Origin of the sequence: Photobacterium sp. GSS17 (genome assembly GCF_028621875.1) — a bacterium.
Taxonomy (GTDB): Bacteria; Pseudomonadota; Gammaproteobacteria; order Enterobacterales; family Vibrionaceae; genus Photobacterium; species Photobacterium ganghwense.
Map to the genome: position 1 here is coordinate 927,009 of NZ_CP117517.1, position 23,273 is coordinate 950,281.

24 protein-coding genes are annotated in these 23,273 nt (G+C 53.8%); 22 read left to right on the forward strand and 2 right to left on the reverse strand.

Going from position 1 to position 23,273, the window contains the following annotated elements; all coding sequences use genetic code 11:
• Positions 1-14: 14 nt before the first annotated feature.
• From fliJ to PGW97_RS04320, 22 genes are all read left to right on the forward strand, one after another.
• A complete protein-coding gene (fliJ, locus tag PGW97_RS04215; RefSeq protein ID WP_047883840.1) occupies positions 15-464 on the forward strand; it encodes a flagellar export protein FliJ in 450 nt (149 codons plus the stop codon).
• 142 nt (positions 465-606) lie between these two features.
• Positions 607-2,319, forward strand: a complete 1,713-nt coding sequence (locus PGW97_RS04220) for a flagellar hook-length control protein FliK (RefSeq protein ID WP_273858861.1) — start codon at positions 607-609, stop codon at positions 2,317-2,319.
• Between the two features lie 57 nt (positions 2,320-2,376).
• Positions 2,377-2,868: a flagellar basal body-associated protein FliL gene (gene fliL, locus PGW97_RS04225; protein ID WP_047883838.1), complete on the forward strand. Its 492-nt coding sequence runs from the start codon at positions 2,377-2,379 to the stop codon at positions 2,866-2,868.
• A 7-nt stretch (positions 2,869-2,875) separates the two neighbouring features.
• Positions 2,876-3,931 (forward strand): flagellar motor switch protein FliM, encoded by a 1,056-nt coding sequence (gene fliM, locus PGW97_RS04230; protein ID WP_047883837.1) that lies wholly within the window; start codon positions 2,876-2,878, stop codon positions 3,929-3,931.
• Between the two features lie 5 nt (positions 3,932-3,936).
• Positions 3,937-4,332 (forward strand): flagellar motor switch protein FliN, encoded by a 396-nt coding sequence (fliN, locus tag PGW97_RS04235; RefSeq protein ID WP_047883836.1) that lies wholly within the window; start codon positions 3,937-3,939, stop codon positions 4,330-4,332.
• On the forward strand, positions 4,332-4,772 hold the full coding sequence (gene fliO / locus PGW97_RS04240; protein WP_273858863.1) for a flagellar biosynthetic protein FliO: 441 nt from the start codon (positions 4,332-4,334) through the stop codon (positions 4,770-4,772). The genes fliN and fliO overlap by 1 nt, the downstream gene beginning before the upstream one ends.
• Complete coding sequence (gene fliP / locus PGW97_RS04245) at positions 4,759-5,616, forward strand: flagellar type III secretion system pore protein FliP (RefSeq protein ID WP_443147107.1); 858 nt, start codon at positions 4,759-4,761, stop codon at positions 5,614-5,616. The genes fliO and fliP overlap by 14 nt, the downstream gene beginning before the upstream one ends.
• Complete coding sequence (fliQ, locus tag PGW97_RS04250) at positions 5,613-5,882, forward strand: flagellar biosynthesis protein FliQ (RefSeq protein ID WP_047883833.1); 270 nt, start codon at positions 5,613-5,615, stop codon at positions 5,880-5,882. Before fliP ends, fliQ begins: the two co-directional genes overlap by 4 nt.
• Positions 5,883-5,894: 12 nt before the next feature.
• Complete coding sequence (gene fliR / locus PGW97_RS04255) at positions 5,895-6,677, forward strand: flagellar biosynthetic protein FliR (protein ID WP_273858864.1); 783 nt, start codon at positions 5,895-5,897, stop codon at positions 6,675-6,677.
• A gap of 95 nt (positions 6,678-6,772) precedes the next feature.
• The gene (gene flhB / locus PGW97_RS04260; RefSeq protein WP_047883831.1) at positions 6,773-7,903 is read left to right on the forward strand and encodes a flagellar biosynthesis protein FlhB; all 1,131 of its coding nucleotides are present in this window, start codon (positions 6,773-6,775) and stop codon (positions 7,901-7,903) included.
• Between the two features lie 144 nt (positions 7,904-8,047).
• Positions 8,048-10,147: a flagellar biosynthesis protein FlhA gene (gene flhA / locus PGW97_RS04265; protein WP_273858866.1), complete on the forward strand. Its 2,100-nt coding sequence runs from the start codon at positions 8,048-8,050 to the stop codon at positions 10,145-10,147.
• Positions 10,148-10,251: 104 nt separating this feature from the next.
• A complete protein-coding gene (flhF, locus tag PGW97_RS04270) occupies positions 10,252-11,961 on the forward strand; it encodes a flagellar biosynthesis protein FlhF (RefSeq protein WP_273858868.1) in 1,710 nt (569 codons plus the stop codon).
• Positions 11,954-12,844, forward strand: coding sequence for a MinD/ParA family protein (locus PGW97_RS04275; protein WP_047883828.1), 891 nt, complete (start codon positions 11,954-11,956; stop codon positions 12,842-12,844). The genes flhF and PGW97_RS04275 overlap by 8 nt, the downstream gene beginning before the upstream one ends.
• Positions 12,845-12,848: 4 nt before the next feature.
• The gene (locus tag PGW97_RS04280) at positions 12,849-13,559 is read left to right on the forward strand and encodes an RNA polymerase sigma factor FliA (RefSeq protein WP_047883827.1); all 711 of its coding nucleotides are present in this window, start codon (positions 12,849-12,851) and stop codon (positions 13,557-13,559) included.
• Positions 13,560-13,612: 53 nt separating this feature from the next.
• The gene (cheY, locus tag PGW97_RS04285) at positions 13,613-13,984 is read left to right on the forward strand and encodes a chemotaxis response regulator CheY (protein ID WP_047883826.1); all 372 of its coding nucleotides are present in this window, start codon (positions 13,613-13,615) and stop codon (positions 13,982-13,984) included.
• Between the two features lie 31 nt (positions 13,985-14,015).
• Positions 14,016-14,735 (forward strand): protein phosphatase CheZ, encoded by a 720-nt coding sequence (locus tag PGW97_RS04290; protein WP_047883825.1) that lies wholly within the window; start codon positions 14,016-14,018, stop codon positions 14,733-14,735.
• A gap of 9 nt (positions 14,736-14,744) precedes the next feature.
• The gene (locus PGW97_RS04295) at positions 14,745-17,195 is read left to right on the forward strand and encodes a chemotaxis protein CheA (RefSeq protein WP_273858872.1); all 2,451 of its coding nucleotides are present in this window, start codon (positions 14,745-14,747) and stop codon (positions 17,193-17,195) included.
• A gap of 231 nt (positions 17,196-17,426) precedes the next feature.
• Complete coding sequence (locus PGW97_RS04300) at positions 17,427-18,629, forward strand: protein-glutamate methylesterase/protein-glutamine glutaminase (RefSeq protein ID WP_273858874.1); 1,203 nt, start codon at positions 17,427-17,429, stop codon at positions 18,627-18,629.
• 10 nt (positions 18,630-18,639) lie between these two features.
• Positions 18,640-19,419 (forward strand): ParA family protein, encoded by a 780-nt coding sequence (locus PGW97_RS04305; protein WP_273858875.1) that lies wholly within the window; start codon positions 18,640-18,642, stop codon positions 19,417-19,419.
• Complete coding sequence (locus PGW97_RS04310; protein ID WP_273858876.1) at positions 19,409-20,815, forward strand: chemotaxis protein CheW; 1,407 nt, start codon at positions 19,409-19,411, stop codon at positions 20,813-20,815. The genes PGW97_RS04305 and PGW97_RS04310 overlap by 11 nt, the downstream gene beginning before the upstream one ends.
• Before the next feature lie 52 nt (positions 20,816-20,867).
• Positions 20,868-21,362 carry a chemotaxis protein CheW gene (locus PGW97_RS04315; protein WP_047883820.1) on the forward strand — a complete coding sequence of 165 codons (495 nt, stop codon included), beginning with the start codon at positions 20,868-20,870 and terminating at the stop codon, positions 21,360-21,362.
• Positions 21,362-21,793: a DUF2802 domain-containing protein gene (locus PGW97_RS04320; RefSeq protein ID WP_273859622.1), complete on the forward strand. Its 432-nt coding sequence runs from the start codon at positions 21,362-21,364 to the stop codon at positions 21,791-21,793. Before PGW97_RS04315 ends, PGW97_RS04320 begins: the two co-directional genes overlap by 1 nt.
• A gap of 110 nt (positions 21,794-21,903) precedes the next feature.
• Here PGW97_RS04320 and PGW97_RS04325 read toward each other — a convergent pair whose 3' ends face one another.
• Positions 21,904-22,224 (reverse strand): EscU/YscU/HrcU family type III secretion system export apparatus switch protein, encoded by a 321-nt coding sequence (locus tag PGW97_RS04325; RefSeq protein WP_047883818.1) that lies wholly within the window; start codon positions 22,222-22,224, stop codon positions 21,904-21,906.
• A gap of 34 nt (positions 22,225-22,258) precedes the next feature.
• Positions 22,259-23,209, reverse strand: coding sequence for a hypothetical protein (locus PGW97_RS04330; protein ID WP_273858877.1), 951 nt, complete (start codon positions 23,207-23,209; stop codon positions 22,259-22,261).
• Positions 23,210-23,273: the final 64 nt, after the last annotated feature.

The following is a 23,273-nucleotide window of genomic DNA, read 5'->3' on the forward strand; positions in this document are numbered from 1 at the left end:
CGAGGAATCTGACCATGTCTGAACAAGCCCTGGCGCTCTTATTGGAGCGAGCCAAAGACGATGAGCAAAAAGCCGCGACAGCCTTGCACCAGGCTCGATTGGAGAAGGAAAATTACCTTCGCCAGCTGCAGCAGATCGAGCAATACCGGCTGGATTACAGCCGACAGCTGTCGGAGCGCGGAATGCAGGGGCTGACAGCCAGCTCCTACAGTCATTTGCAAAAATTTCTCAGCCAGTTGGATGAAACCCTGTCGCGGCAAAAAGCCGCCGGTCACCACTTTGATCATCAAATTACCCGAAGCTCTGAGCAATGGAATGAAGTCCGAAAACAGCGGCGCTCCATTGAATGGCTGCTGGATAAAAAGCAAACGGAGCGCCAGCAGCGTTTGGATCGCCAGGAGCAGAAGCTGATGGATGAGTTTGCCACTCTGCAATTCGCCCGTCGGATGACCAATCAGCGTTAACCTGATCCGGTATCGGGTTACCTGTCAGGCCGTCAGAGAGATGGCAAAAAACTGGTGCAATTCTTGCTTGTATACCCGTTATGAATTGTCGTGATTTTGACTTGTCTATTTTTTTGGCAAGCACAGCACACCAGAGCCGATTATGACTGTATCTCGCTTACTCACGCCAGAGCCGACTAAAAGTCAGGTTTTACCTTCGTCAACTCCTATTGCCGCAGCGCCTTTGCGTGCCCAGGGGAGAGAAACAGCGACGACTCCTGCTTCTTCAGCGGCCTTTTCTGAGGTATTGGATCAGGCGAATCGCCATGCCCCTTCTTCGGAAAACCCATCATCGGCAAAGTCGCTTGTGGCAAAACAGCCCCTGGCTGCTGATGGTCAGGGTGCCGGAAAACAATCAGAGACGAGTCGCACCGCGTCTCAGTCCCCACAACCGGGCTCTCAGGCCGGGGAAGAAGTGGCTGTCGGAGCAGAAAAAGCGGCTTCCGTCACTCGCTCTGCGGCAACCGAACTGTCTGGCACCGCATCATCTGGCGAAGCCGGTGTGTTCGCCGGCTCTTCAAAGGGATCGGTGTTGGTTGAAAAGGGGGACGATGACAGTGCAGAAATAGCTGATAAATCCCTTTCAGAACAAACAGCTGGTTCTGTTCAGTCTGACGATGAGGGCGATGCCATCATGTCAGCCGGCCATTCGCCGACCGTCAATGATGTAGCGCTCTCCGCGTCCCATGTCGCGGAGTCGGACAACGTCGATGAAGCCTCTGAGGATCAGGTGGGTGGGGCTGCTATTTCTTCACTGATGGGCTTTGCCCAAGCGGCACCTATAACGAAGGCTGCTGATTCTGCTGATAAAGCAGGTTCAGATAAAGCCGTTACCGATGCCGTTATTTCTGATAAAGCATTTTCCGGTGAATCCGGGGCGAAAAAGTGGATGAGTGAAGGGGATGCACTGCTGGCGCGCTTATCTGCCGCTCATGCTCAGTTGAGTGACGGTGAGGCAGATCAGGCGGATGATGCGAGTTTAGCGCAGACTGCTTTATCGACCGTCAAAGAGGCAAATGGCAAAGAGTTGCCGCCATGGGCTGATGGCGGCAAAGACGGGGTGAAACCCGATGGTCAGAAAAGTGCCGGAATTTTGACTGGCACAGATTCCCCACTGTCAGCATTGATGGCTTCCCGTTTGTCTAGGGGTGACGGTAAATCGACACTCCTGACAGGTGCGACAACCCAAGACGGAGAGTCTGAGGCGGTAGGTCTTGAAAGCCTAAAAGGGACTCATGCATTGTCATCTCAAATCAGCCAGGGCGGGCTGGATGAACTGACCGGTGATCACAAAGCGGATGACGCTGCCGGGCGGACTCATCAGGGGCAGAGCGCCCCTTTGCTGGCAGCGAATAAAGCTGACAATACCGCCTCTGCCCCAGCTATTCAGCTGCATAAAGATCAGGCCGGTGACAAACTGGCTGATCAGGTGCAAATGATGATGGCCAAGAACTTAAAGCAGATCGACATTCGCCTTGATCCACCGGAGTTGGGAAAACTGCACATTAAATTGTCGCTCAACCAGGATCAGGCTTCGGTGCATTTTACCGTCGCCAATTCGCAGACCCGTGATCTGGTGGAGCAAGCCATGCCACGACTCCGGGAATTGCTGGGTCAGCAGGGCGTCCAACTGGCTCAGGGCTCTGTTCAGCAAGATAGTGCCGGACAGAATGGCGGCCAATTTCACCAGCAAGAGCAGTCTTCCGGCAACGGAATGATGACGGCGGGCGGAACTGACCCCGGGCAGGGTTCGGACGGTGATGTGACAGAACTGTGGATGAGCCAGAAGAAAGACGGCGTCGATTATTATGCCTGAGCACAGAGTTTGGTAGACTGGCTCGGGCGACAAGAATAAGAAAAGGAATCAAACGCAATGGCGGAAGACCTTAACGGTGGCAGCAAGAAAAAACTGTTTGTGATCATAGCTCTGGCCGTGGTGCTATTGGCTGGCGGCGGGGCCGGGGCTTGGTTCATGTTCGGCGGTGAGGATACCCCTGAACAGGAAGTCGCAAAGCCTCAGGAAAGTGCTGCACCGGGAGCTAAAGAGTCCGCGTATTATGTGATTCTTCCTCAGCCGTTCATTTTCAATGTAACGGGTGACAAACGGGATCGCCTGGTTCAGGTGAAAGTCCAGTTAATGGTTCGCGGCGACGAGAACGAAGCGGCCACCAAACAGCACATTCCATTGATTGAAAGCACGCTGTTGCAGACCTTCAGTGCGGCAACGGTTGAACAGTTACGTACTCCGAATGGCCGTATTGATCTGCGTCAGCAAGCACTGACAGCCGTTCAGGATGCCATGATTAAAGTCGCTGGCAGACAGTCTGTTGAGCGAGTCCTGTTCACTGGTTTTGTAATGCAATAGGTATAAAGTGAGCGATTTATTAACGCAGGATGAAATTGATGCCCTGTTGCACGGGGTCGATGACGTTGATGACGACGATGATGGCCAGGATGAAGCCGGGGTCATCTCGTTTGATTTTTCCTCGCAGGACCGTATTGTCCGCGGGCGGATGCCGACGCTTGAGCTGATCAATGAACGTTTTGCCCGTCATATGCGGATCAGCCTGTTCAACATGCTGCGAAAAACGGCGGAAGTTTCTATTAACGGGGTACAGATGCTCAAGTTTGGTGAGTATCAGAATACCCTGTACGTCCCGACCAGCCTGAATATGGTGCGGTTCCGGCCGCTGAAAGGAACGGCACTGATCACCATGGAGGCCCGGCTGGTTTTCATCCTGGTCGAGAATTTCTTCGGGGGCGACGGCCGTTTTCACGCCAAGATCGAAGGGCGGGAGTTTACCCCGACCGAGCGACGTATCGTACAGATGCTGCTGAAGCTGGTGTTTGAAGACTACCGCGAAGCATGGTCTCCGGTGATGGGGGTGGAGTTCGAATACCTGGACTCTGAAGTGAACCCGACCATGGCCAACATTGTCAGCCCGACGGAAGTGATTGTTGTCAGCTCCTTCCACATTGAAGTTGATGGTGGCGGCGGTGATTTTCATGTCGTGATGCCGTACTCCATGGTCGAGCCAATCCGTGAGTTGCTTGATGCCGGTGTACAAAGTGACAAGATGGATACTGACGTGCGCTGGAGCAAAGCGCTGCGTGACGAAATTATGGATGTACCGGTAAATATGCGGGCCAAGCTGCTGGATGTCGAGCTGACTCTGCGCGACCTGATGGAGCTTCAGCCGGGCGATATTATCCCGATTGATATGCCGGAACATGCCACGGTGTTTGTGGAAGACCTGCCGACCTATCGCGCCAAGATGGGGAAATCAGGGGAAAACATCGCCCTCAAAATCACCGAGAAACTGAAACGTCCGGATATGGTGAAGAGCGATCTGGCCTTCCTGGACCGAAATGAATTAGGTACGGCACTGCTGAACCTGGACAGTGACGACAACGATAATGATAGGTAAAAGCCATGTCTCAGAATGATCAACAAATTGCCGATGATTGGGCTGCTGCGCTGGCCGAACAGGCGGGTGCCGAAGATGATGCTCAGCCAGCACCGCTGGAAGAACTGACTGACGAATCGAGACCGATTGGTGACGATGAGCGCCGTAAACTGGATACCATTCTGGATATTCCGGTCACGATTTCGATGGAAGTCGGTCGTACTCAGATCAGCATCCGTAACCTGCTTCAGCTGAACCAGGGGTCGGTTGTGGAATTGGACCGGGTAGCCGGTGAGTCACTGGATGTGATGGTCAACGGGACACTGATTGCTCACGGCGAAGTGGTTGTCGTCAACGACAAGTTCGGTATCCGCCTGACCGACGTGATCAGCCAGACTGAACGCATTAAGAAGCTGCGCTGATGAGTGTACATCAAAAGCGTTTAGCTCAGGCCGGATTAGGCCTGTGTTATGGGGTTGGTCTGTGTTATGGATTGCTGGGCGCAGGCCCGGCGATGGCCGCAGGCACGGCGCCGGAACTCAATATCGCAACGACCCTGGCTTCCCTGATACTGGTCTTGGTCATTATCGTGTTGTTGGCCTGGTTACTCAAACGCATGAAATTGCCGGGTATGCAGGGTGGTGACCGAACCCTGCGGGTACTGCGTCAGCTACCGGTCGGACAGCGTGAACGCATCGTGCTGCTGCAGGTGGGTGATGAGCAGATGCTGGTGGGAGTGACGCAACAGAATATCTCGATGCTGGGGAAACTGGATACGCCTATCGCCACGGATGAGATGCAGGGGAGTGGCGAGTTTGCCAGTCACCTCAGCAGGCTGTTAAAAAAAGATGAGAAAAAATAATTGGATTGCCGCCGCTCTGGCGGCTTTTTCGCTTTGTTTTGCAATGTTTGTCACACCGATGGCATGGGCAGCGCAAGGCGATACCGGCACGGCTGCCAGCAGTGTCACAGTCAGCGAAATGCAGAGTGAGGCGGGTTCAACCAAGATGGTGCTCAGTAAAGGGGGCGGCAGTGGTATCCCGGCTTTCTCGGTTACGGTTAATCCTGACGGCAGCGAAGATTACTCGGTGACCCTGCAAATTCTGGCTCTGATGACGGCGCTCGGCTTTTTGCCGGCGATCGTCATTCTGATGACCTCGTTTACCCGCATTGTGGTGGTGATGTCGATTCTGCGTCAGGCCATGGGGTTACAACAAACGCCTTCAAATCAGGTCATCATTGGCATTGCCTTGTTTCTGACCTTTTTTATTATGTCGCCAGTGCTGGATCGTATTAATAATGAGGCGGTGCAGCCCTATATCAATGAGCAGATGACCGCGACTGAGGCTTTGCAAGCGGCGCAGGATCCGCTGCGGCAATTCATGCTCAAGCAAACCCGGGTTAAAGATCTGGAAACTTTCGTCAATATGTCTGGCTCTTCGGCCACAGACCCGCAGGAAGTACCGATGACGGTGCTGATCCCGGCTTTTGTGACCTCTGAACTAAAGACCGCTTTTCAGATTGGCTTCATGCTGTTCTTGCCGTTTTTGATCATCGATCTGGTGGTGGCCTCGGTGCTGATGGCAATGGGTATGATGATGCTGTCGCCGATGATTGTCTCTCTGCCCTTTAAGCTCATGCTGTTTGTACTGGTGGATGGCTGGAACCTTATTCTGTCGACGTTGGCGGGGAGTTTTGGCACATGACGCCGGAAGCGTTTGTCGAGATATTTCAGGAAGCCCTGTACATGGTGCTGATCATGGTCAGTGCCATTGTGGTGCCGGGGTTGCTGATTGGTCTGGTGGTCGCGGTTTTTCAGGCGGCGACCTCAATCAACGAACAGACCCTGAGTTTTTTGCCGCGTCTGATCGTGACGCTGCTGGCACTCATGCTGTTTGGTCACATGATGACTCAGATGCTGATGGATTATTTCTATCGGATTATCGATCAGATTTCGCAGATACTGTACTGACGGGGCGGGTCGATGCAATTTTCTGCACCTTTGTTGCTTGACTGGATTGCCAACTATTTCTGGCCGCTGACCCGCATCTCATCAATGATGATGGCGATGAGTTTTTTCGGTGCCCGTTTTGTCTCTCCTAAAATCCGGCTCTATTTGTCACTGACGGTCACCTTCGCGGTGATGCCGATGTTACCCAAAGTACCGGATACGATTGAGCTGTTGTCATTTCAGGGATTTCTGACTGGCGCACAGCAGGTGTTCATTGGTGCCGCGATGGGACTGGTGACCCAGTTTATTACCCAGGTGTTTGTGTTGCTGGGGCAGATTCTTGGTATGCAGTCGAGTATCGGTTTTGCGTCGATGGTGGATCCGGCCAATGGCCAGAATACGCCGGTGCTGGGGCAGTTTTACATGATGCTTTCCATCATGCTGTTTCTGGCTACAGACGGGCATCTGACGATGCTTAATCTGGTGGTCTTGAGCTTCCAGACACTGCCGATTGGCGAGTCGATGCTCCGTCCGCAGGATTATTACGAGCTGGCAGGCTGGTTCGGGCTGATGTTCAAGCTGGGGCTGAATATGTCGCTGGCAGGCATTATTGCCCTGTTGACGGTGAACCTCTCGTTCGGGGTCATGACACGGGCGGCTCCCCAGCTCAATATTTTCTCGCTCGGTTTCTCTTTTGCGCTGTTGCTGGGGCTGCTGATCAGCTGGTTTCTGGTCGCCGGTATTATTCCCCACTATGAACAGACCTGGGAGCTGGGCGTTGATCAGGTCTGTGGCCTGATCCGGATGGAATGTTAGGCCTGTTGCTAACAGCTAACAGCTAACAGCAAACAGTGTTATCACATCATCAAGCCCACTTGGCTGACTTAATACAAAGCCGGAGAAAATAACCCATGGCAGAATCAGACGGTCAGGAACGTACCGAAGACGCCACGCCCCGAAGGCTTGAGCAGGCGCGGGAGAAAGGGCAGGTACCGCGCTCAAGAGAACTGGCGTCTGTTGCTGTTCTGGTTGCGGGGGCCGTCGGGCTGATGTGGTTCGGCGAGTCTCTGGGCAAAAGTCTGGCGGAAATGATGGGGAAAATGTTTACCCTGACCCGCGATGAAGTGTTTGATCTTAATCGATTGTTTGTCGTGATTACCGCCGCGCTGTCGCACGTCGCCTTGCCGCTGTTTCTGGTGCTGGTGTTCCTGTTTTTCGCTGCTGGGATCGGGGCGGCCGGACTGGGGGGGATCAGCTTCTCGATGCAGGCGGCTTCTCCCAAGTTTTCCAAGCTGAGTCCGATAAGCGGGGTCAAGCGGATGTTTGGCAAGCAGAGCCTGGTCGAACTGATCAAATCCATCCTCAAAGTCTCGCTGGTAGCCGGAGTGGCTTACTTTCTGATGCGCGCCAGCCTGGAAGATCTGTTCCAGCTGACGGTCGAGGTGTACCCGCAGAACATGTTTCATGCGCTGGATATTCTGGTGCGCTTTATCCTGCTGATCTGTTGTTCATTACTGATCGTGGTGGCGATTGATGTGCCGTATCAGATTTGGCAGCACAAAGAGCAGTTGAAAATGACCAAGCAGGAAGTCAAGGACGAATACAAGGAAACCGAAGGTAAGCCGGAAGTGAAGGGCCGGATTCGGATGCTGCAACGGGAAATGGCCCAGCGCCGGATGATGGCTGATGTGCCGCAGGCTGATGTCGTTATCACGAACCCGGAGCACTTTTCCGTGGCACTGCGCTATGACCCCAATATTGACACGGCACCGGTGGTGGTAGCCAAAGGCACCGATTTTCTGGCACTGAAAATCCGTGAAATTGCCAATGAACATAAGATCGATATTGTACCGGCGCCGCCGCTGGCCCGGGCGCTCTATCACAGCACGGAGCTGGAGCAACAAATTCCTGACGGGTTGTTCAGCGCTGTCGCCCAGGTGCTGGCGTATATTTTCCAATTGAAACAATACCGTAAGGGGCGCGGTAAAAAACCGACCTTGTCCCGGGAAGCTGCCAATATTCCGGAGGAGTATCGGCACTAAGCAAAAAGTTGCTACTGTCATTTTTTTGACTTAAAAGTGGAATAAATATTGCTAAGTTTGATTGCATTTTAATACGAGCAAGTACCTAACTTGCTCAATTAAAACACGTTTATTCCTTGCGCAACTGAGCAGCTTTCAGACCTGATGAAACTTTCTTTACCTTTTGCTGAGAAATTGCCGTTCGCCCGGCTTCAGTCGATGCCGGCCATTGGCGCGCCGGTGATGGTGCTGGCGACGCTGGCCATGGTGGTGTTGCCGATGCCGCCGCTGCTGCTGGATATGGCATTCTCCTTCAATATCGCACTGGCACTGGTGGTGCTGTTGGTGACCGTTTATACCCGTCGCCCGCTCGATTTCGCCGCGTTCCCGACCGTGCTGCTGATTGCGACCTTGCTCCGGCTGGCGCTGAACGTGGCATCCACCCGGGTCGTGCTGCTGTACGGCCATGAAGGGGAAGGGGCCGCTGGTCAGGTGATCGATGCCTTTGGCTCGGTCGTGATTGGCGGTAACTACGCGGTCGGTCTGGTGGTATTCCTGATCCTGATGATTATCAACTTTATGGTCGTGACCAAAGGTGCTGGTCGTATCTCAGAGGTTAGTGCCCGCTTTACCCTGGATGCATTGCCGGGTAAGCAGATGGCCATTGATGCGGATCTTAATGCCGGATTGATTGATCAGGAGCAGGCGCGCACACGCCGTCAGGAGGTCACCAAAGAAGCGGACTTCTACGGTTCAATGGACGGTGCCTCAAAGTTTGTAAAAGGCGATGCCATCGCCGGTATTCTGATCCTGTTCATCAATATTATCGGTGGTCTGGTTATCGGGATGGGGCAGCACGGCCTGGCTTTTGGCGATGCCGTTCAAATCTACAGTTTGCTGACCATTGGTGATGGTCTGGTTGCCCAGATCCCCTCTCTGCTTCTATCGATTGGGGCGGCCATGATGGTCACTCGTCAAAATACCGACGAGGACATGGGCCAGCAAATGATTTTCCAGATGTTCAACAATCCTCAGGCGCTGGTGATTACCGGCGTGATCCTGTTTGTGATGGGGATAGTGCCTGGGATGCCGCATGTTCCTTTTCTGTTGTTGTCAGCCATGATTGGCGGCTTTGCTTACTGGCGTCTTAAGAAAGATCAGGCGGCAGCCAAAGCTGAGGCGGAAGCGCCGGTGCCTGATTTACCGGCACAGCAACCCCAGAAAGAATTGTCCTGGGATGACGTTAAACCGATTGATGTGATTGGGCTGGAAGTCGGCTACCGGCTGATTCCGATGGTGGACAAAGATCAGGGTGGCGAGCTGCTGGATCGGGTGAAAGGGGTGCGGAAAAAGCTGTCGCAGGACTTTGGTTTCCTGATCCCGCCGGTTCATATTCGCGATAATCTTGAGCTGCCACCGAATACTTACCGTATCAGTCTGATGGGCGTCGCCTGTGGGGAAGCCCATATTCACCCGAACAAAGAGCTGGCCATTAATCCGGGCCAGGTCTTTGGCAACATCGACGGCGAGGCGACCACGGATCCGGCGTTCGGCCTGGAAGCTGTATGGATCACGGTTTCACAGCGTGAGCACGCTCAGGCACTGGGTTACACCGTGGTGGACTCAGCCACGGTACTGGCGACGCACTTAAGTCAAATCCTGGCCAATAATGCTTCTCAGCTGTTGGGACATGAAGAAGTCCAGAACCTGCTGGAATTGCTGTCCCAGTCAGCACCGAAACTGGTGGAAGGCTTTGTGCCGGATCAATTGTCACTCGGGACTGTTGTGAAAGTGCTGCAGAACCTGCTGCATGAAGGTATTCCTATCCGTGATATTCGGACGATTACCCAGACTCTGTCGGAGTACGCCGTGAAGAGTCAAGATCCTGACATCCTGACCGCAGCAGTCCGAATCAGCCTGAAACGACTAATTTGTCAGGAAATCAATGGTATAGAGCCTGAGTTGCCAGTGATTACTTTGGTTCCTGAGTTGGAACAGATATTGCATCAGACGATGCAATCTGCCGGTGGTGAGTCTGCCGGTATTGAGCCTGGACTGGCTGAACGTCTGCAGCGTTCGCTGACAGAAGCGACCCAGCAGCAAGAACTGAAAGGGGAGCCAGCGGTATTGCTGACCTCCGGAGTTCTGCGTTCGACATTGGCGAAATTTGTGAAAAATACCATTCCTTCCCTGCGGGTGCTTTCCTACCAGGAAGTTCCGGATGAGAAACAGATTCGTATTGTCAGTGCCGTTGGAAATCAGTGATGAATCTTGACCCGTACCGGTTATTACCGGGCGGGAGCCCGACAAGGAATGTCTGAGGCATGGCAGGAGCCATGACGATAGCACGATAAAGCGGGAATATCAGATTGAAAATAAAACGTTTTTTTGCAAAAGATATGCGCGCCGCCCTGAGCCAGGTTAAGGAAGAGCTCGGGGCTGATGCCGTGATCATGTCCAACAAAAAAGTGACGGGCGGGGTTGAGATTGTGGCAGCCGTGGATACGGATGTGCCAAACGAGCCTTCACCGGAAGCGATTCAGAGCCGTAATGCATTGGCTGAGCGACTGGGTCAGGCTAAGCGCAAGCTGGCTGAAGATAAAGTGCAGTTGCAGCAGCCGTCATCCCGCTTTGCCAATGTGCTCAACAGCTATGCTGGTGGTGAATCGGCTGGCGACAGCGGTGATGAGATGCAAAGTGAAGTGGATTCTCTGTCCGCTTTGCTGCATCGGCAGTCCAAGCAGCAGGCCGGTTCCCGTGACGCGTATTCAGGTCAGAACTCGCAGCAGAGCGGCTCGTCATCCTTCCGTCAGGGTTACGGCGATGACGCCCAGGCTCGCCGCATGAACGGCTTTCCGGCCAATGATCGTCGGAAGTCAGAGCCGGGGCAGATGGCGCGTGGCCTTAACCGTGCGAATAACCGCCGCGATACCAATCACCACGAAGGGCATCGTCAAGACAGTCATCAGGGCTATCAACCGCGCCATGCACTGGATATCGGCGACTACCGCCGTCCTGACGCTCGTGGTTATGAACCCCTGAGCGGCCAGCGTCAGAAGAACAGCTATTCATCCGCGCCGAAAAAAGGCAATCGTCTGGATCCGACCCGGTATGACCCGAAAGTCAGTCAGTACGAACAGGATGAGATGGAATCAATGCGCAGCGAGCTGGCGACCATTCGACGTCTGCTGGAGCATCAGGTCTCCGGTCTGATGTGGCAGGAGGTTGAACGCCGTGAACCGATGCGGGCGATGATGATCAAGCGGCTGGAAAAAATGGGCTTGTCACCTGAATTGTCAGATCAGCTGGCCTGTTACATCCCGGAAGACGTGCCTGCTAATGAAGCCTGGCCAGCGCTACTGGAGTTGCTGTCGGATCAAATTATTACCACCGACGACTGTATTCTGGAAACCGGTGGGGTGGTTGCCCTGCTGGGCCCGACCGGCGTCGGCAAAACCACGACGATAGCCAAACTGGCCGCCCGCGCGGCAATGGAGTTTGGTCCGGATCAGATCGCGCTGGTTACGACAGACACATTCCGGATTGGTGCCCACGAACAGCTGGCGACGTACGGACGCATTATGGGGTGTCCGGTACGAGTGGCTAAAGATGCCGAGGAACTGGCCGATATACTTCATCAGTTACGTCATCGCCGGCTGGTTCTGCTGGATACCGCAGGCATGGGACAGCGTGATATCCGTCTGTCAGAGCAGTTGGATACCCTGATGCACAACAGCGGTTCGCAAATTCGCAGTTTCCTGGTGCTACCGGCCACCGCACAGCGTCGGGTGCTTCACGAAACGATTGAACATTTCCGGCGTATTCCGTTGTCAGGCTGCGTACTGACCAAGCTGGACGAATCACTGAGCCTCGGTGAAGTCATCTGTATGGCGATTCAGCATGCGCTGCCGATTGCCTACCTGGCAGACGGCCAGCGGGTACCGGAAGATATTAAGGTCGCAACAGGCAATTACCTGGTTGCACGGGCAAATGAACTACTAGAACAAGAGTTAAGCCAGCAATCCCACTTTTGGACGAGTGACAGCTCCGAGAATCTGGCGGCGGACTTTTATGATTGAGAACAGCATGTACGATCAAGCGAGCGGTTTACGCCGTATGACACAGTTAACCTCTACCAAAGTCATTACAGTTACTGGCGGGAAAGGGGGAGTAGGCAAAACCAATGTCACTCTGAACATGGCAATTGCGATGGCCCGTCAGGGTAAGCGCGTCATGGTGCTGGACGCCGACCTCGGGTTGGCAAACGTGGACGTTATGCTGGGATTGCGTGCCGTACGAAATTTGTCCCACGTACTGGCCGGTGTCTGCGACCTGAAAGACATCATCGTTGAAGGCCCGTACGGGGTGAAAATTGTCCCGGCTTCTTCCGGAACACAAACCATGGCAGAGCTTACTCCGGCTCAGCACACCGGATTGATTCGGGCGTTCAGTACCTTGGAAGATGACATTGATGTGCTGCTGATTGATACCGCAGCCGGTATTTCCGACATGGTACTGAGTTTCTCTCGGGCCGCGCAGGATGTGCTGGTGGTGGTATGCGATGAGCCTACGTCGATTACCGATGCCTATGCCCTGATTAAGATTCTCAGCCGCGAATACGATGTCCAGCGCTTCAAAATTGTGGCGAATATGGTGCGTAGTTACCGTGAAGGGCGCGATCTGTTTGCCAAACTGACCCGGGTGTCGGAGCGTTTTCTGCGTGCGAACCTGGAGCTGGTAGCTTGTATCCCACTTGACGATCGGGTGCGTCAGGCCGTGAAACGCCAGAAGGTAGTCGTGGAAGCCTTTCCGCGCAGCCCGGCGGCGCTGGCCTTTACCTCATTGTCAAACAAAGCCCTGAGCTGGCCGGTTCCGGCATGCCCGGGCGGACACGTTGAGTTCTTTGTTGAAAAGCTACTGATCCGAAGCTCACGTCAAGAGGTGCCGCTCAGTGAATCCTAAGGCAATGCCATATGGCCAGTATCAGCAGAGCCCGCATGCCTTTATTGAGCGCTATTCGCCGTTGGTGAAACGCATTGCCCACCATTTGATGGGGCGCCTGCCCCCGAATGTACAGCTGGAAGACCTGATTCAGGCCGGCATGATAGGCCTGCTGGAAGCCCAGCAGAACTATGACCCGACCAAAGGCGCGAGTTTCGAAACGTTCGCCGGGATCCGGATTCGCGGGGCCATGCTAGACGACATTCGTCGCGGCGATTGGGTACCACGCTCTGTGTACAAAAACAGCCGGCGAATCAGCGAAGCGATAGCGGCGCTGGAAGGGGAACTGCGGCGGGACCCCAATGATCAGGAGATTGCCGCATATCTCGAAATGACACTGGAACAGTACCACCAGGCTTTAAATGATGTTAATTGTGGTCGCCTGATAGGGATGGAAGACCTCGGGGTCTCCGAAGATGCGGTGGCGAATGAGGAATCTCTAGAAGAAAATCTTCCCTTTCAGGGGGTTGTAGATGATAATTTTCGTCAGTCACTGGTGGAAGCCATCAAAAGCCTGCCTGAGAGAGAAGCCTTGGTCCTTTCTCTTTACTATGACGAGGAACTCAACCTCAAAGAGATTGGCGCTGTGATAGGGGTCAGTGAATCCCGCGTTTGCCAGATTCATAGTCAGGCAATGCAACGTTTGAGGTCCAAGCTACGCGCGTGGACCACGTAATAACCATTTGAGACAACACTGTGACCTCAGTGGAGGCAACTTTGAATAAAAACATGAAAATCCTCATTGTCGACGATTTTTCGACAATGCGCCGTATCGTAAAGAATTTGCTGCGTGACCTGGGCTTTAACAACACCCAGGAGGCGGATGATGGATTGACTGCGCTACCGATGCTGAAAAAAGGTGGCTTTGACTTTGTCGTGACCGACTGGAACATGCCGGGCATGCAGGGAATTGACCTGCTGAAACATATCCGTGCCGATGCTGAACTGAAGCATCTGCCGGTACTGATGATCACGGCGGAAGCCAAGCGCGAACAGATCATCGAAGCCGCTCAGGCGGGTGTGAATGGTTACATCGTTAAGCCATTTACTGCTGCAACACTGAAAGAGAAATTGGAAAAAATCTTCGAACGTATGCAGTAATCGTGTCGTGCGCTAAAGGATAATTACAATAATGATTACACTTGATCAGGCAAAACAGCTTGTCAGCCTGCTTGAACAGGGTAACCAGGAAGACGCGAATGCGCTGCTGAACCGTTTGGTAGCTGATAATCGCGATCCGGTTTACGCTGAAGTCGGCAAACTGACACGTCAGTTGCACGATTCGCTGGCAAATTTCCGCCTTGATCCCCGCATTAATGACTTAGCAAAAACGGAAATCCCCGATGCCCGTGATCGACTGACCTTTGTCATCGATAAAACGGAGCAGGCGGCAAACAAAACCATGGATGCCGTTGACAGCATTCAGCCGTTGGCGGAACGGCTGGGGGACACCTTACAACAGGTACATCCACGATGGCAGCGCCTGATGGGCGGGCAGATTGCATTGGCTGAATTTAAGTCGCTCTGCCACGATATCGACGGTTTGCTCACTCAGGTCGAGAGTGACAGCACCATTCTGCGCAGCCAACTCACAGAAATTCTTATGGCTCAGGATTTCCAGGATCTGACCGGGCAGATTATTCGCCGGGTTATTGAACTGGTTCACGAAGTTGAAGACCAGCTGGTTGAAATTCTTAAAGCTTTTGACATGGAAAGCGAAGACAGAACAGAGGCACTACGCGAAGCTCGCAAGCTTTCGCCGGAAGGCCCGATTGTCAACAGCGAAGTCCGTGAGGATGTAATGTCTAGCCAGGACGATGTCGACGACCTGCTATCGAGCCTAGGATTTTAGGGGAATGATATGAGCTTTGATTTAGACGAAGATATCCTGCAGGACTTTTTGATTGAAGCCGGGGAAATCCTGGAGCTGCTGTCCGAGCAGCTGGTTGAGCTGGAGCGGAGTCCGGAGGATACGGATCTGCTCAATGCGATTTTCCGCGGATTCCATACCGTGAAAGGTGGCGCTGGCTTCCTGTCTCTGACTGAGCTGGTTGAAGCGTGTCACGGGGCTGAGAATATCTTCGACTTGCTGCGCACAGGGAAGCGCAGTGTGACGCCTGAGCTGATGGACGTGATCCTTGAAGCACTCGATACCATTAACGTGATGTTTGGTCAGGTGCAGGATCGCGAGCCGATTGACCCTGCTGATCCGGCCTTGCTGGACTCGCTGCACCGTTTCAGTCAGCCACCGACAGCTGAAGAGCTGGCACAGGCGGCGGCACCAATTGAACAACCGGCGCCAGTTGTTGAAGACATTCCGATAATGGCAACGGAAGCGTCTGTTGTACAACCGGTCGTTCAGCCTGACAGCCAGTTAGTGATGCCGTCCGGCCCGCAAGGTGGGAGTGAGAATACTTCTGCTATTGCCGGTAACTCGGTTGACGACATTACCCAGGACGAGTTTGAGCGTCTACTGGATGAGCTCCATGGCGTGGGTTGTGGCCCGTCTGTCGATACCAGCCCGGCCAACAACGCAGTGGCTGATGCGGGCAAGGATATTGTCAGCCAGATTCAGTCTGACAGCGGAGATATCACCGACGATGAATTTGAGCGCCTGCTGGATGAGTTGCACGGCGTCGGTAAAGGCCCTGGCAACAGTGAATTTTCAGCTAGTGCTGACACGGCTGCCTCGCTGTCTCCGCAGGGTCATCCATCCGCGACTCTGGCGGCGGCTAACGCTGCTGCAACTAGCGGTTCAGTACAGACACCACACAGTGCGTCTGGCATGGCATCAGGCAATGCCGATGACCTGATGACCGACGATGAATTTGAACGTTTGTTGGATGAGCTGCACGGTGTGGGCAAAGGCCCGACGGCGGAAGAGCTGGAAATGGCAACTAAGCCCGTCGCTCAGATGATTGAGGAAAGCCACACGTCCGCTACTGAGCCTGCGGAGGCGGTGAATTCTGCGCCGAACCCGGCACAGAGCCCAGCTCAGGACTTCGCTCAGGATCTCGCCCACAACTTAGCTCAAAATAATGCGGCTCCGGTGGCTGTTGCACGCGCTGCCACGGCAGAAAAACCGGCGGTTGCTGAAACCCGAATGGCGAAGCCTGCTGCGGGTGCCAAAGAGAAAGCTAAATCGTCTGATGCCACGGTTCGGGTAGATACCTCGACCCTGGATACCATCATGAACATGGTTGGTGAGCTGGTGCTGGTACGTAACCGCTTGGTCAGTCTGGGGCTGAACAGCAACGACGAAGAAATGTCGAAAGCGGTCGCGAACCTGGATGTGGTTACTGCGGATCTGCAGGGCGCGGTCATGAAAACCCGTATGCAGCCGATCAAAAAAGTCTTTGGTCGCTTCCCGCGGGTGGTACGGGATTTAGCCCGAAGCCTGAAAAAAGAAATCGTGCTTGAAATGCGCGGTGAAGAAACGGATCTGGATAAAAACCTGGTGGAGGCGCTGGCCGACCCATTGATTCACCTGGTGCGTAACTCAGTGGATCACGGTATTGAAATGCCGGATATCCGTGAAAAAGCCGGTAAACCGCGAATCGGTACCGTGCTGCTGGCGGCCTCGCAGGAAGGGGATCACATTCTGCTGACCATCGAAGACGATGGGGGCGGTATGGATCCGGATAAGCTACGCGCCATCGCTGTTGAGCGGGGCGTGATGGATACCGATGCAGCCTCGCGTTTGACCGATACTGAATGCTACAACCTGATTTTTGCCCCGGGGTTCTCGACCAAGAAAGAGATTTCCGATATCTCCGGCCGTGGTGTAGGGATGGATGTGGTGAAAACCGGTATCAGCCAGCTTAACGGCTCGATCAGTATTGATTCGGCGATGGGCAAAGGCACTCGTATTGACATCAAGGTGCCGTTGACGCTGGCCATTCTGCCAACCTTGATGGTCGGCGTGGCGAATCAGCCGTTTGCGCTACCGCTGGCAAGCGTGAATGAAATTTTCCATCTGGATCTGCGTAAGACTAATACGGTCGATGGCCAGCTCACCATTATCGTGCGTGATAAAGCCATTCCGTTGTTCTACCTGCAGGACTGGTTATCCGGTGCCGGTGCACCAACGCGCGAGCGTGACCACGGCCATGTGGTGATTGTACAGATTGGTCACCAGCGTATCGGTTTTGTAGTGGATACCCTGATTGGTCAGGAAGAAGTCGTGATCAAGCCGCTTGACGAACTGCTGCAAGGTACGCCGGGAATGGCCGGTGCAACCATTACCAGTGATGGCCACATTGCCCTCATTTTGGATGTGCCGAACCTGCTCAAGCACTATGCCAGTCGTTAAGTTACAGGTCTGACAAAGCGGCGCTAGCCGGAGCGAAAAACAGGGGGAAGTAACATTTTTCACTGTCCTCCGGCCAGCGACCAGCCAGGGGCTTTGCCAGACAGGCAGGGGCAAATCGACAGGATTGTGCTCTCGCTCGTTCGGTAAGGCCCTTCATTTTTAAAATAAAGAATTCACAGAGTAACCCTGTTTTATCAGGTGCTAGGTATCTCAACGGGATGAACGCATAACATGGCAGTCAAAGTATTGGTGGTGGATGACTCCAGTTTCTTCCGCCGTCGTGTCAGTGAAATACTCAACGCGGATCCGCGTCTGGAAGTTATTGGTAATGCAGTGAACGGCAAAGAAGCCGTTGAAATGACGCGTCAGCTTCAGCCGGATGTGATCACCATGGACATTGAAATGCCGGTAATGGACGGTATTACCGCGGTGCGCGAAATCATGAAAGCGGCACCAACGCCGATTCTGATGTTCTCCTCTTTGACCCATGAAGGTGCTAAGGCGACACTGGATGCATTGGATGCCGGTGCGCTTGATTTCCTGCCGAAAAAATTTGAAGACATCGCCCGTAACCGCGATGACGCGGTTGCTCTGTTGCAAAAACGGGTTATTGAGATTGCCCGCAAGCGGATGTTCATGCGCCGCGCAGTGCGTACTCCGCTGACGGGAGGACAGGCGTCTGCACCGTCCTCTGTGTCCGGAGCCTCGTTGAACCGTGACGCTGTGCGTGCCGGCAGTCAGCGTATGGCGCCGACCCACAGTCATGCCTCAGAACCGGTAACCGCAAATTCCTTACGCCAGACGACACCGGTGCGTCCGGCCGCCAAGCCCCCGGTACGATTTAAAGCCAGTGGGAAGAAATACCAGTTGATGGCCATCGGCACATCCACCGGTGGACCCGTTGCGCTACAGAAAGTCCTGACAAAATTACCGGCTAACTTCCCGTACCCGATTGTTTTGGTGCAGCACATGCCTGCCACGTTTACTGCCGCGTTTGCAGCCCGTCTTAACAACCTTTGCAAAATTGGCGTCAAGGAAGCGGAAGACGGCGATACCTTGAAACCGGGAATGGCGTATCTGGCACCGGGCGGCATGCAGATGATGGTCGAAGGTCGTCCGGGGGCTGCGCGTCTGCGTATTCTGGATGGCGGTGACCGAATGAATTACAAACCGTGTGTGGATGTCACCTTCGGGTCGGCAGCCAAGGTCTATCACGACAAAGTGTTGTCGATGGTACTGACTGGGATGGGCGCCGACGGGCGCGAAGGTGCCCGCATGCTGAAAAACAACGGCTCGACCGTCTGGGCTCAGGATGAAGAAAGCTGCGTAGTCTACGGGATGCCGCAAGCTGTCGCAAAAGCCGGTATCTCCAGCGAAGATCTGCCACTTGACCGAATTGCAGAGCGCATTTTGGTCGAGCTGAATATGGCATAGGGAGCGGTCTGTGATTGTCTGGAGTATTGCTAACCAGAAAGGCGGCGTCGGCAAAACCACAACAACGGTAACGCTGGCGGGTCTGCTGTGTGAGCGCAATAAGCGGGTGCTGCTGGTGGATACAGACCCCCACGCCTCGCTGTCGGCCTACCTGAATCTCGATGTCGACCGGGTATCGACCAGCCTGTTTGATTTATTTCAGCTCACGGATATCCGCCGCGATACGGTACGGACGGTTATCCAGCGTACGCCGTTTAAGCATCTGGATATCATTCCGGCCCATATGTCCCTGGCGACGCTGGATCGGGTCATGGGAAACCGCAGTGGAATGGGCTTGATCCTGAAAAAAGCCCTGCATTGTCTGGCAGATGACTACGATTATGTGCTGATTGATTGCCCGCCTATTCTGGGGGTCATGATGGTCAATGCCTTGGCGGCCAGCGATCGTATTCTGATTCCGGTACAGACGGAGTTTCTGGCGATGAAAGGGTTGGAGCGCATGATGCGGACACTGCAGATTATGCAAAAGTCGCGTCCGGATGGTTTCAAAGTCACCATTGTGCCAACCATGTACGACAAACGTACCCGGGCCTCTTTGCAAACCCTGCAGGAGCTGAAGCTGCGTTTCCCGGATCAGGTCTGGGCATCCGCGGTGCCGATTGACACCAAATTCCGTGATGCCAGTATAAAGCACATGCCGCCTTCACTGTTTTCCCGCAACTGCCGGGGCGTGTTTGCGTATAAAACCTTATTGAATTACCTGGAGCGATTGCAACAGGATGAGCGATAGTAACCGTTTGTCCAGCCAGCAGGCGCTGGATGACTATTTTTTTGATTTGCTGGTTGAACCTGAACCTGAACCTGAACCTGTGCCTGAAACAGAAACAGAAACAGAAACAGAAACAGAAACAGGCTCAGCGGCAGATAGCAGTGCCCACGTGGCCAGTGTTCCGGTCGCCGCCGAGACCCCGATTGCGGGTGACGATGAGCCGGAGCCTGAAAACACCCTGGAGGATCCCAGGCCTGATGACGGAGCATTACCTCCGCTTGCAGGGGATCTGACAGCAGAAACATCGGAGGCCATTGCGGCGGCACCGTTTGATTTTTCCTCGCTGGAGAGTCCGTCTGAAGAAGCGGCTGATGCAGTGATGGGGGACATGCCGTGGTGGAGTGAACAAACGTCGCAATCGGCACCCCAATCGCCCCAATTGTCTCCGGCTCGCCAGGTGAGTGCCGATAGGTCGAACGACTGGATTGATCAGGCACCAGAAGCACAACCGGTCGCCCTGGAAAATGTTCAGCGTCTGCTGGATCAGGTCAGCCGCTTATCGACGCAGATGCTGACGCCAACCGACACTGCGGTACCTGAGCCCGATAGCGGTGTCATGGATGCCGCGCCAGAACTGGATGCGGACTGGCAGGCCGTGATGGCTCATGAGGAGATGGCCCATAAAGCGATGGCTCACAAAGCCGTGCAGACAGAATTTGCGACAGAAACGTTAGTTTTGTCGGAAGTACAGCTTTCTGAACAGCTGCCTTCCGAGGTACAGGAACTAGAGCCTTCTGAGTCTGAGTCAACTGATTTAGAGCTTTCGGAAGTGTTACCAGCGGCAAAATCGTTGCAAGAAAACACGGTGGACCAGCCAGAACCGGAGTCAGGCCTAACCGCTGCACCGGAAACGCAGACAGGCGTTGCCCCGCCGGATGACTGGAATCAGCAAAAGAGTCTGGGTAATGAATTTCAGGCGCTGTTTTTTGAAGTCAATGGCGTCACGTTTGCGGTGCCTTTGACAGAACTGGGCGGTATCCATCAGCTGGGCGATTTGAATCATCTGCTTGGCAGGCCACCTTGGTACCTGGGGTTGATGAGTTCGCGTGAGCAGCAACTGGATGTGGTTGATACTGCCCGCTGGGCAATGGCTGAAAAGCTGGCTGATGATGACCACTGCGAAGGGTACCGATACGTTGTCCTTCTGGGGGAAAGTAAATGGGGCCTGGCATGTAATACGCTGTTGGGAACCGAAGCCTTGCCGACCGGTAGTGTGCGCTGGCGGGAGAAAGCCGGTAAACGCCCCTGGCTGGCCGGTATGGTGAAAGAAAAAATGTGTGCGCTAATTCATGTTAGCGAACTAATCTCTATGCTAAACGCGGGATTAGATGTTAATACCAAGCTAGGGCAGCTCTGAAAGAGGCTGGTCTGGTAAGGACAATGTTAAAGCTGCAAAATGAGGAAACAGCATGTCTCAGGTGAGTGTCGCTGAAATAAAAAAAGAAGACAGTAACGATCAGGTCCTGCAGTGGGTAACCTTTCAGCTGGAAGACGAAACATACGGCATCAATGTGATGCAGGTTCGTGAAGTGCTACGTTACTCAGAAATCGCTCCAGTACCTGGCGCGCCTGATTATGTTCTGGGTATTATCAACCTGCGCGGTAATGTGGTTACCGTGATTGATACTCGTGCCCGCTTTGGTCTGGCTCCGGGAGATATTTCAGACAATACCCGTATCGTGATCATCGAAGCGGAAAAGCAGGTTATCGGTATTTTGGTCGACAGCGTTGCGGAAGTGGTTTACCTGCGCAGCTCTGAAATCGACAGCACACCAAGTGTTGGCACGGAAGAGAGCGCGAAATTCATTCAGGGTGTGAGCAATCGTGATGGCCAGCTGCTGATCCTGGTGGATCTGAACAAGCTGCTGTCTGATGATGAATGGGACGAGATGGCGTACCTGTAATGCTGACGGTGTTGTTGCAATGGCTGCCGCTGATTGTTTCTCTGCTGGCGATTCTGTTTGCCTGGTTCATGATTCGGCGTGAGCGTCTGGCTCGTCAGGCGCTAGAGAGCAAATTTGCAGCGACGGAGCTGGTGTTGAAAAATGCCCGCCAGCAAAACGAAAGTATGCAGAAGCAGTTTCAGGAGTTGCGGGCCGGTACCATGGGGATGGGCCAGAAGCTGGCCGAAATGGATCATCAGCTCGAGTCATTGGCCGAGCGACAAGGGGAACTGGCCATGCAGGACCCGGATGGTCGCCTTTACAGCCGTGCCAGTAAAATGGTTGAACTCGGTGCGGATGTAAATGAGCTGATGGAAGAGTGTGATCTGCCCAAAGCGGAAGCCGAGCTTCTGCTGCGGCTGCAGAAAATGCATCAGTCACGGCGCCGCTGAAACCTGTTTTATCGCGAACGCATTTTAACGGCTGGCAACTACAGCGCCAGCTTGTTCAGCTTTAGTACGCTCCGGTGGGCTTATTAAAAACTGGCGTTCCACCGATACACCTAAACGTGTTCATCAATACCTTCAAGCCCTTCCCAGCCGGGAGGGGTTTTTCCGTTCAGTAGCCAGGAAAACGCGATCAGTTCCGCGACAATCCGGTAAACCGGCTCCGGAATTTCGTCTCCCTGCTTCAGGTGATCGAGATACTGGGCCAGCTCTTTATCTTCATGAATCAGGCCGCCTTGTTCTTTTACCTGCGTAATGATGTGCTCCGCCAGCGCACCATACCCTTTGGCGGCGACGGTGGGAGTGTCATACCCGTTGTAATGCAAGGCGATGGCTGATTTTGCTGCATCAACGGCAGAACCTGTTTTCGTCGTCATATTATTTCCCGTTTCTGTTGCTGTAGCTGTATGGTCAGACTGTGATATTCAGGCCACTGCCGGAATCGGTATAGGTTGATTCCGGCTCCTCAACATGCCGGCGAAACTCACTGGAAACCGTCTGAATCCCCATGCTCTCCAGACGTTGGTTTAAGAACGGTGACAAGAGTCGGGTGCGTTCTAACAGCGTAGGGTTTTCCGATTCAAACAACAGCTCTAATTCGTCGCCGTCCCAGCCAGCCTGCACATACACATTATCTGCATTACCTATCGGTAAGCGTAAACGTATCCGCCACTTCGGCTTTTTTTGCGGGTTCTTTTCTGTTGACCGCGTCTCACGCTGGATTTCCAGAAAGGCCTCCCTGCCATTGGGAGTTAGCATCGGCCACATCAGAACCAGTGTATCTTGAGAGGCTGGTGTTGGTGTGGTCAGACGCTGTTCCCCTGCCAGCCTTAACAGGGCACTGAATTCCTCCTGCTGATGAGGTGGAAGCTGGGAAAGCCAGCGTCGCAGTTCACTGCCGGGTTCAGCCAGCTGACGAATGAGCTGTGCCAACGCCTGTTTTCCCGCGCCTTGCTGGAGCCAGTTAATCAATGTGGATTGTGATGACGGTTGCAGCAGCTGGCTTATCAGGTGCAGTAACGGCGTCGTCAGCATTGGCGTCTTTGTATCGGCATTTGTTGTCCCGGGCGTGGCGAGGCCAGTCAGCAAAGGACTGAATAAACGCTGCAAGATAGGTAACTGATTTAACAGACGTTCAAGCTGCGTTGCGGAAGATGCTATCGGTGGTAGCGCAGACGACATGGCCGACGTTTTTGCTGAGTGGGCACTATTGACTGATTTCGCAGTTTGCTGCGTGCCGGATGTTGGTGTTAGCTCAGATTTTGCGGTTTTAGTCGCATTTTCCGGTACATTTTTTACGTCAATTTGTTCATTTTTGCGTTGTAATGTAGCGGAAACGTGAGCGGTGTGTATAGAGGTCACAATTACCGATCCTCGCGCAGGCAGATATCATTCCATGTCTAACAGATCCAGCGGTCGCTGTGAT

Bases quoted from the DNA above. Each gene is read 5' to 3' on its own strand.
- PGW97_RS04295 (WP_273858872.1), top strand. From the start codon at position 14,745: ATGAGCTTTGATTTAGACGAAGATATCCTGCAGGACTTTTTGATTGAA.
- fliR (WP_273858864.1), top strand. From the start codon at position 5,895: ATGCAATTTTCTGCACCTTTGTTGCTTGACTGGATTGCCAACTATTTC.
- PGW97_RS04325 (WP_047883818.1), bottom strand. From the start codon at position 22,224: ATGACGACGAAAACAGGTTCTGCCGTTGATGCAGCAAAATCAGCCATC.
- fliJ (WP_047883840.1), top strand. From the start codon at position 15: ATGTCTGAACAAGCCCTGGCGCTCTTATTGGAGCGAGCCAAAGACGAT.
- PGW97_RS04320 (WP_273859622.1), top strand. From the start codon at position 21,362: ATGCTGACGGTGTTGTTGCAATGGCTGCCGCTGATTGTTTCTCTGCTG.
- fliN (WP_047883836.1), top strand. From the start codon at position 3,937: ATGTCTCAGAATGATCAACAAATTGCCGATGATTGGGCTGCTGCGCTG.
- PGW97_RS04310 (WP_273858876.1), top strand. From the start codon at position 19,409: ATGAGCGATAGTAACCGTTTGTCCAGCCAGCAGGCGCTGGATGACTAT.
- fliL (WP_047883838.1), top strand. From the start codon at position 2,377: ATGGCGGAAGACCTTAACGGTGGCAGCAAGAAAAAACTGTTTGTGATC.
- PGW97_RS04275 (WP_047883828.1), top strand. From the start codon at position 11,954: ATGATTGAGAACAGCATGTACGATCAAGCGAGCGGTTTACGCCGTATG.
- PGW97_RS04300 (WP_273858874.1), top strand. From the start codon at position 17,427: ATGGCAGTCAAAGTATTGGTGGTGGATGACTCCAGTTTCTTCCGCCGT.
- cheY (WP_047883826.1), top strand. From the start codon at position 13,613: ATGAAAATCCTCATTGTCGACGATTTTTCGACAATGCGCCGTATCGTA.
- fliQ (WP_047883833.1), top strand. From the start codon at position 5,613: ATGACGCCGGAAGCGTTTGTCGAGATATTTCAGGAAGCCCTGTACATG.
- fliP (WP_443147107.1), top strand. From the start codon at position 4,759: ATGAGAAAAAATAATTGGATTGCCGCCGCTCTGGCGGCTTTTTCGCTT.
- PGW97_RS04290 (WP_047883825.1), top strand. From the start codon at position 14,016: ATGATTACACTTGATCAGGCAAAACAGCTTGTCAGCCTGCTTGAACAG.
- PGW97_RS04280 (WP_047883827.1), top strand. From the start codon at position 12,849: ATGCCATATGGCCAGTATCAGCAGAGCCCGCATGCCTTTATTGAGCGC.
- fliO (WP_273858863.1), top strand. From the start codon at position 4,332: ATGAGTGTACATCAAAAGCGTTTAGCTCAGGCCGGATTAGGCCTGTGT.
- flhB (WP_047883831.1), top strand. From the start codon at position 6,773: ATGGCAGAATCAGACGGTCAGGAACGTACCGAAGACGCCACGCCCCGA.
- PGW97_RS04315 (WP_047883820.1), top strand. From the start codon at position 20,868: ATGTCTCAGGTGAGTGTCGCTGAAATAAAAAAAGAAGACAGTAACGAT.
- flhA (WP_273858866.1), top strand. From the start codon at position 8,048: ATGAAACTTTCTTTACCTTTTGCTGAGAAATTGCCGTTCGCCCGGCTT.
- PGW97_RS04220 (WP_273858861.1), top strand. From the start codon at position 607: ATGACTGTATCTCGCTTACTCACGCCAGAGCCGACTAAAAGTCAGGTT.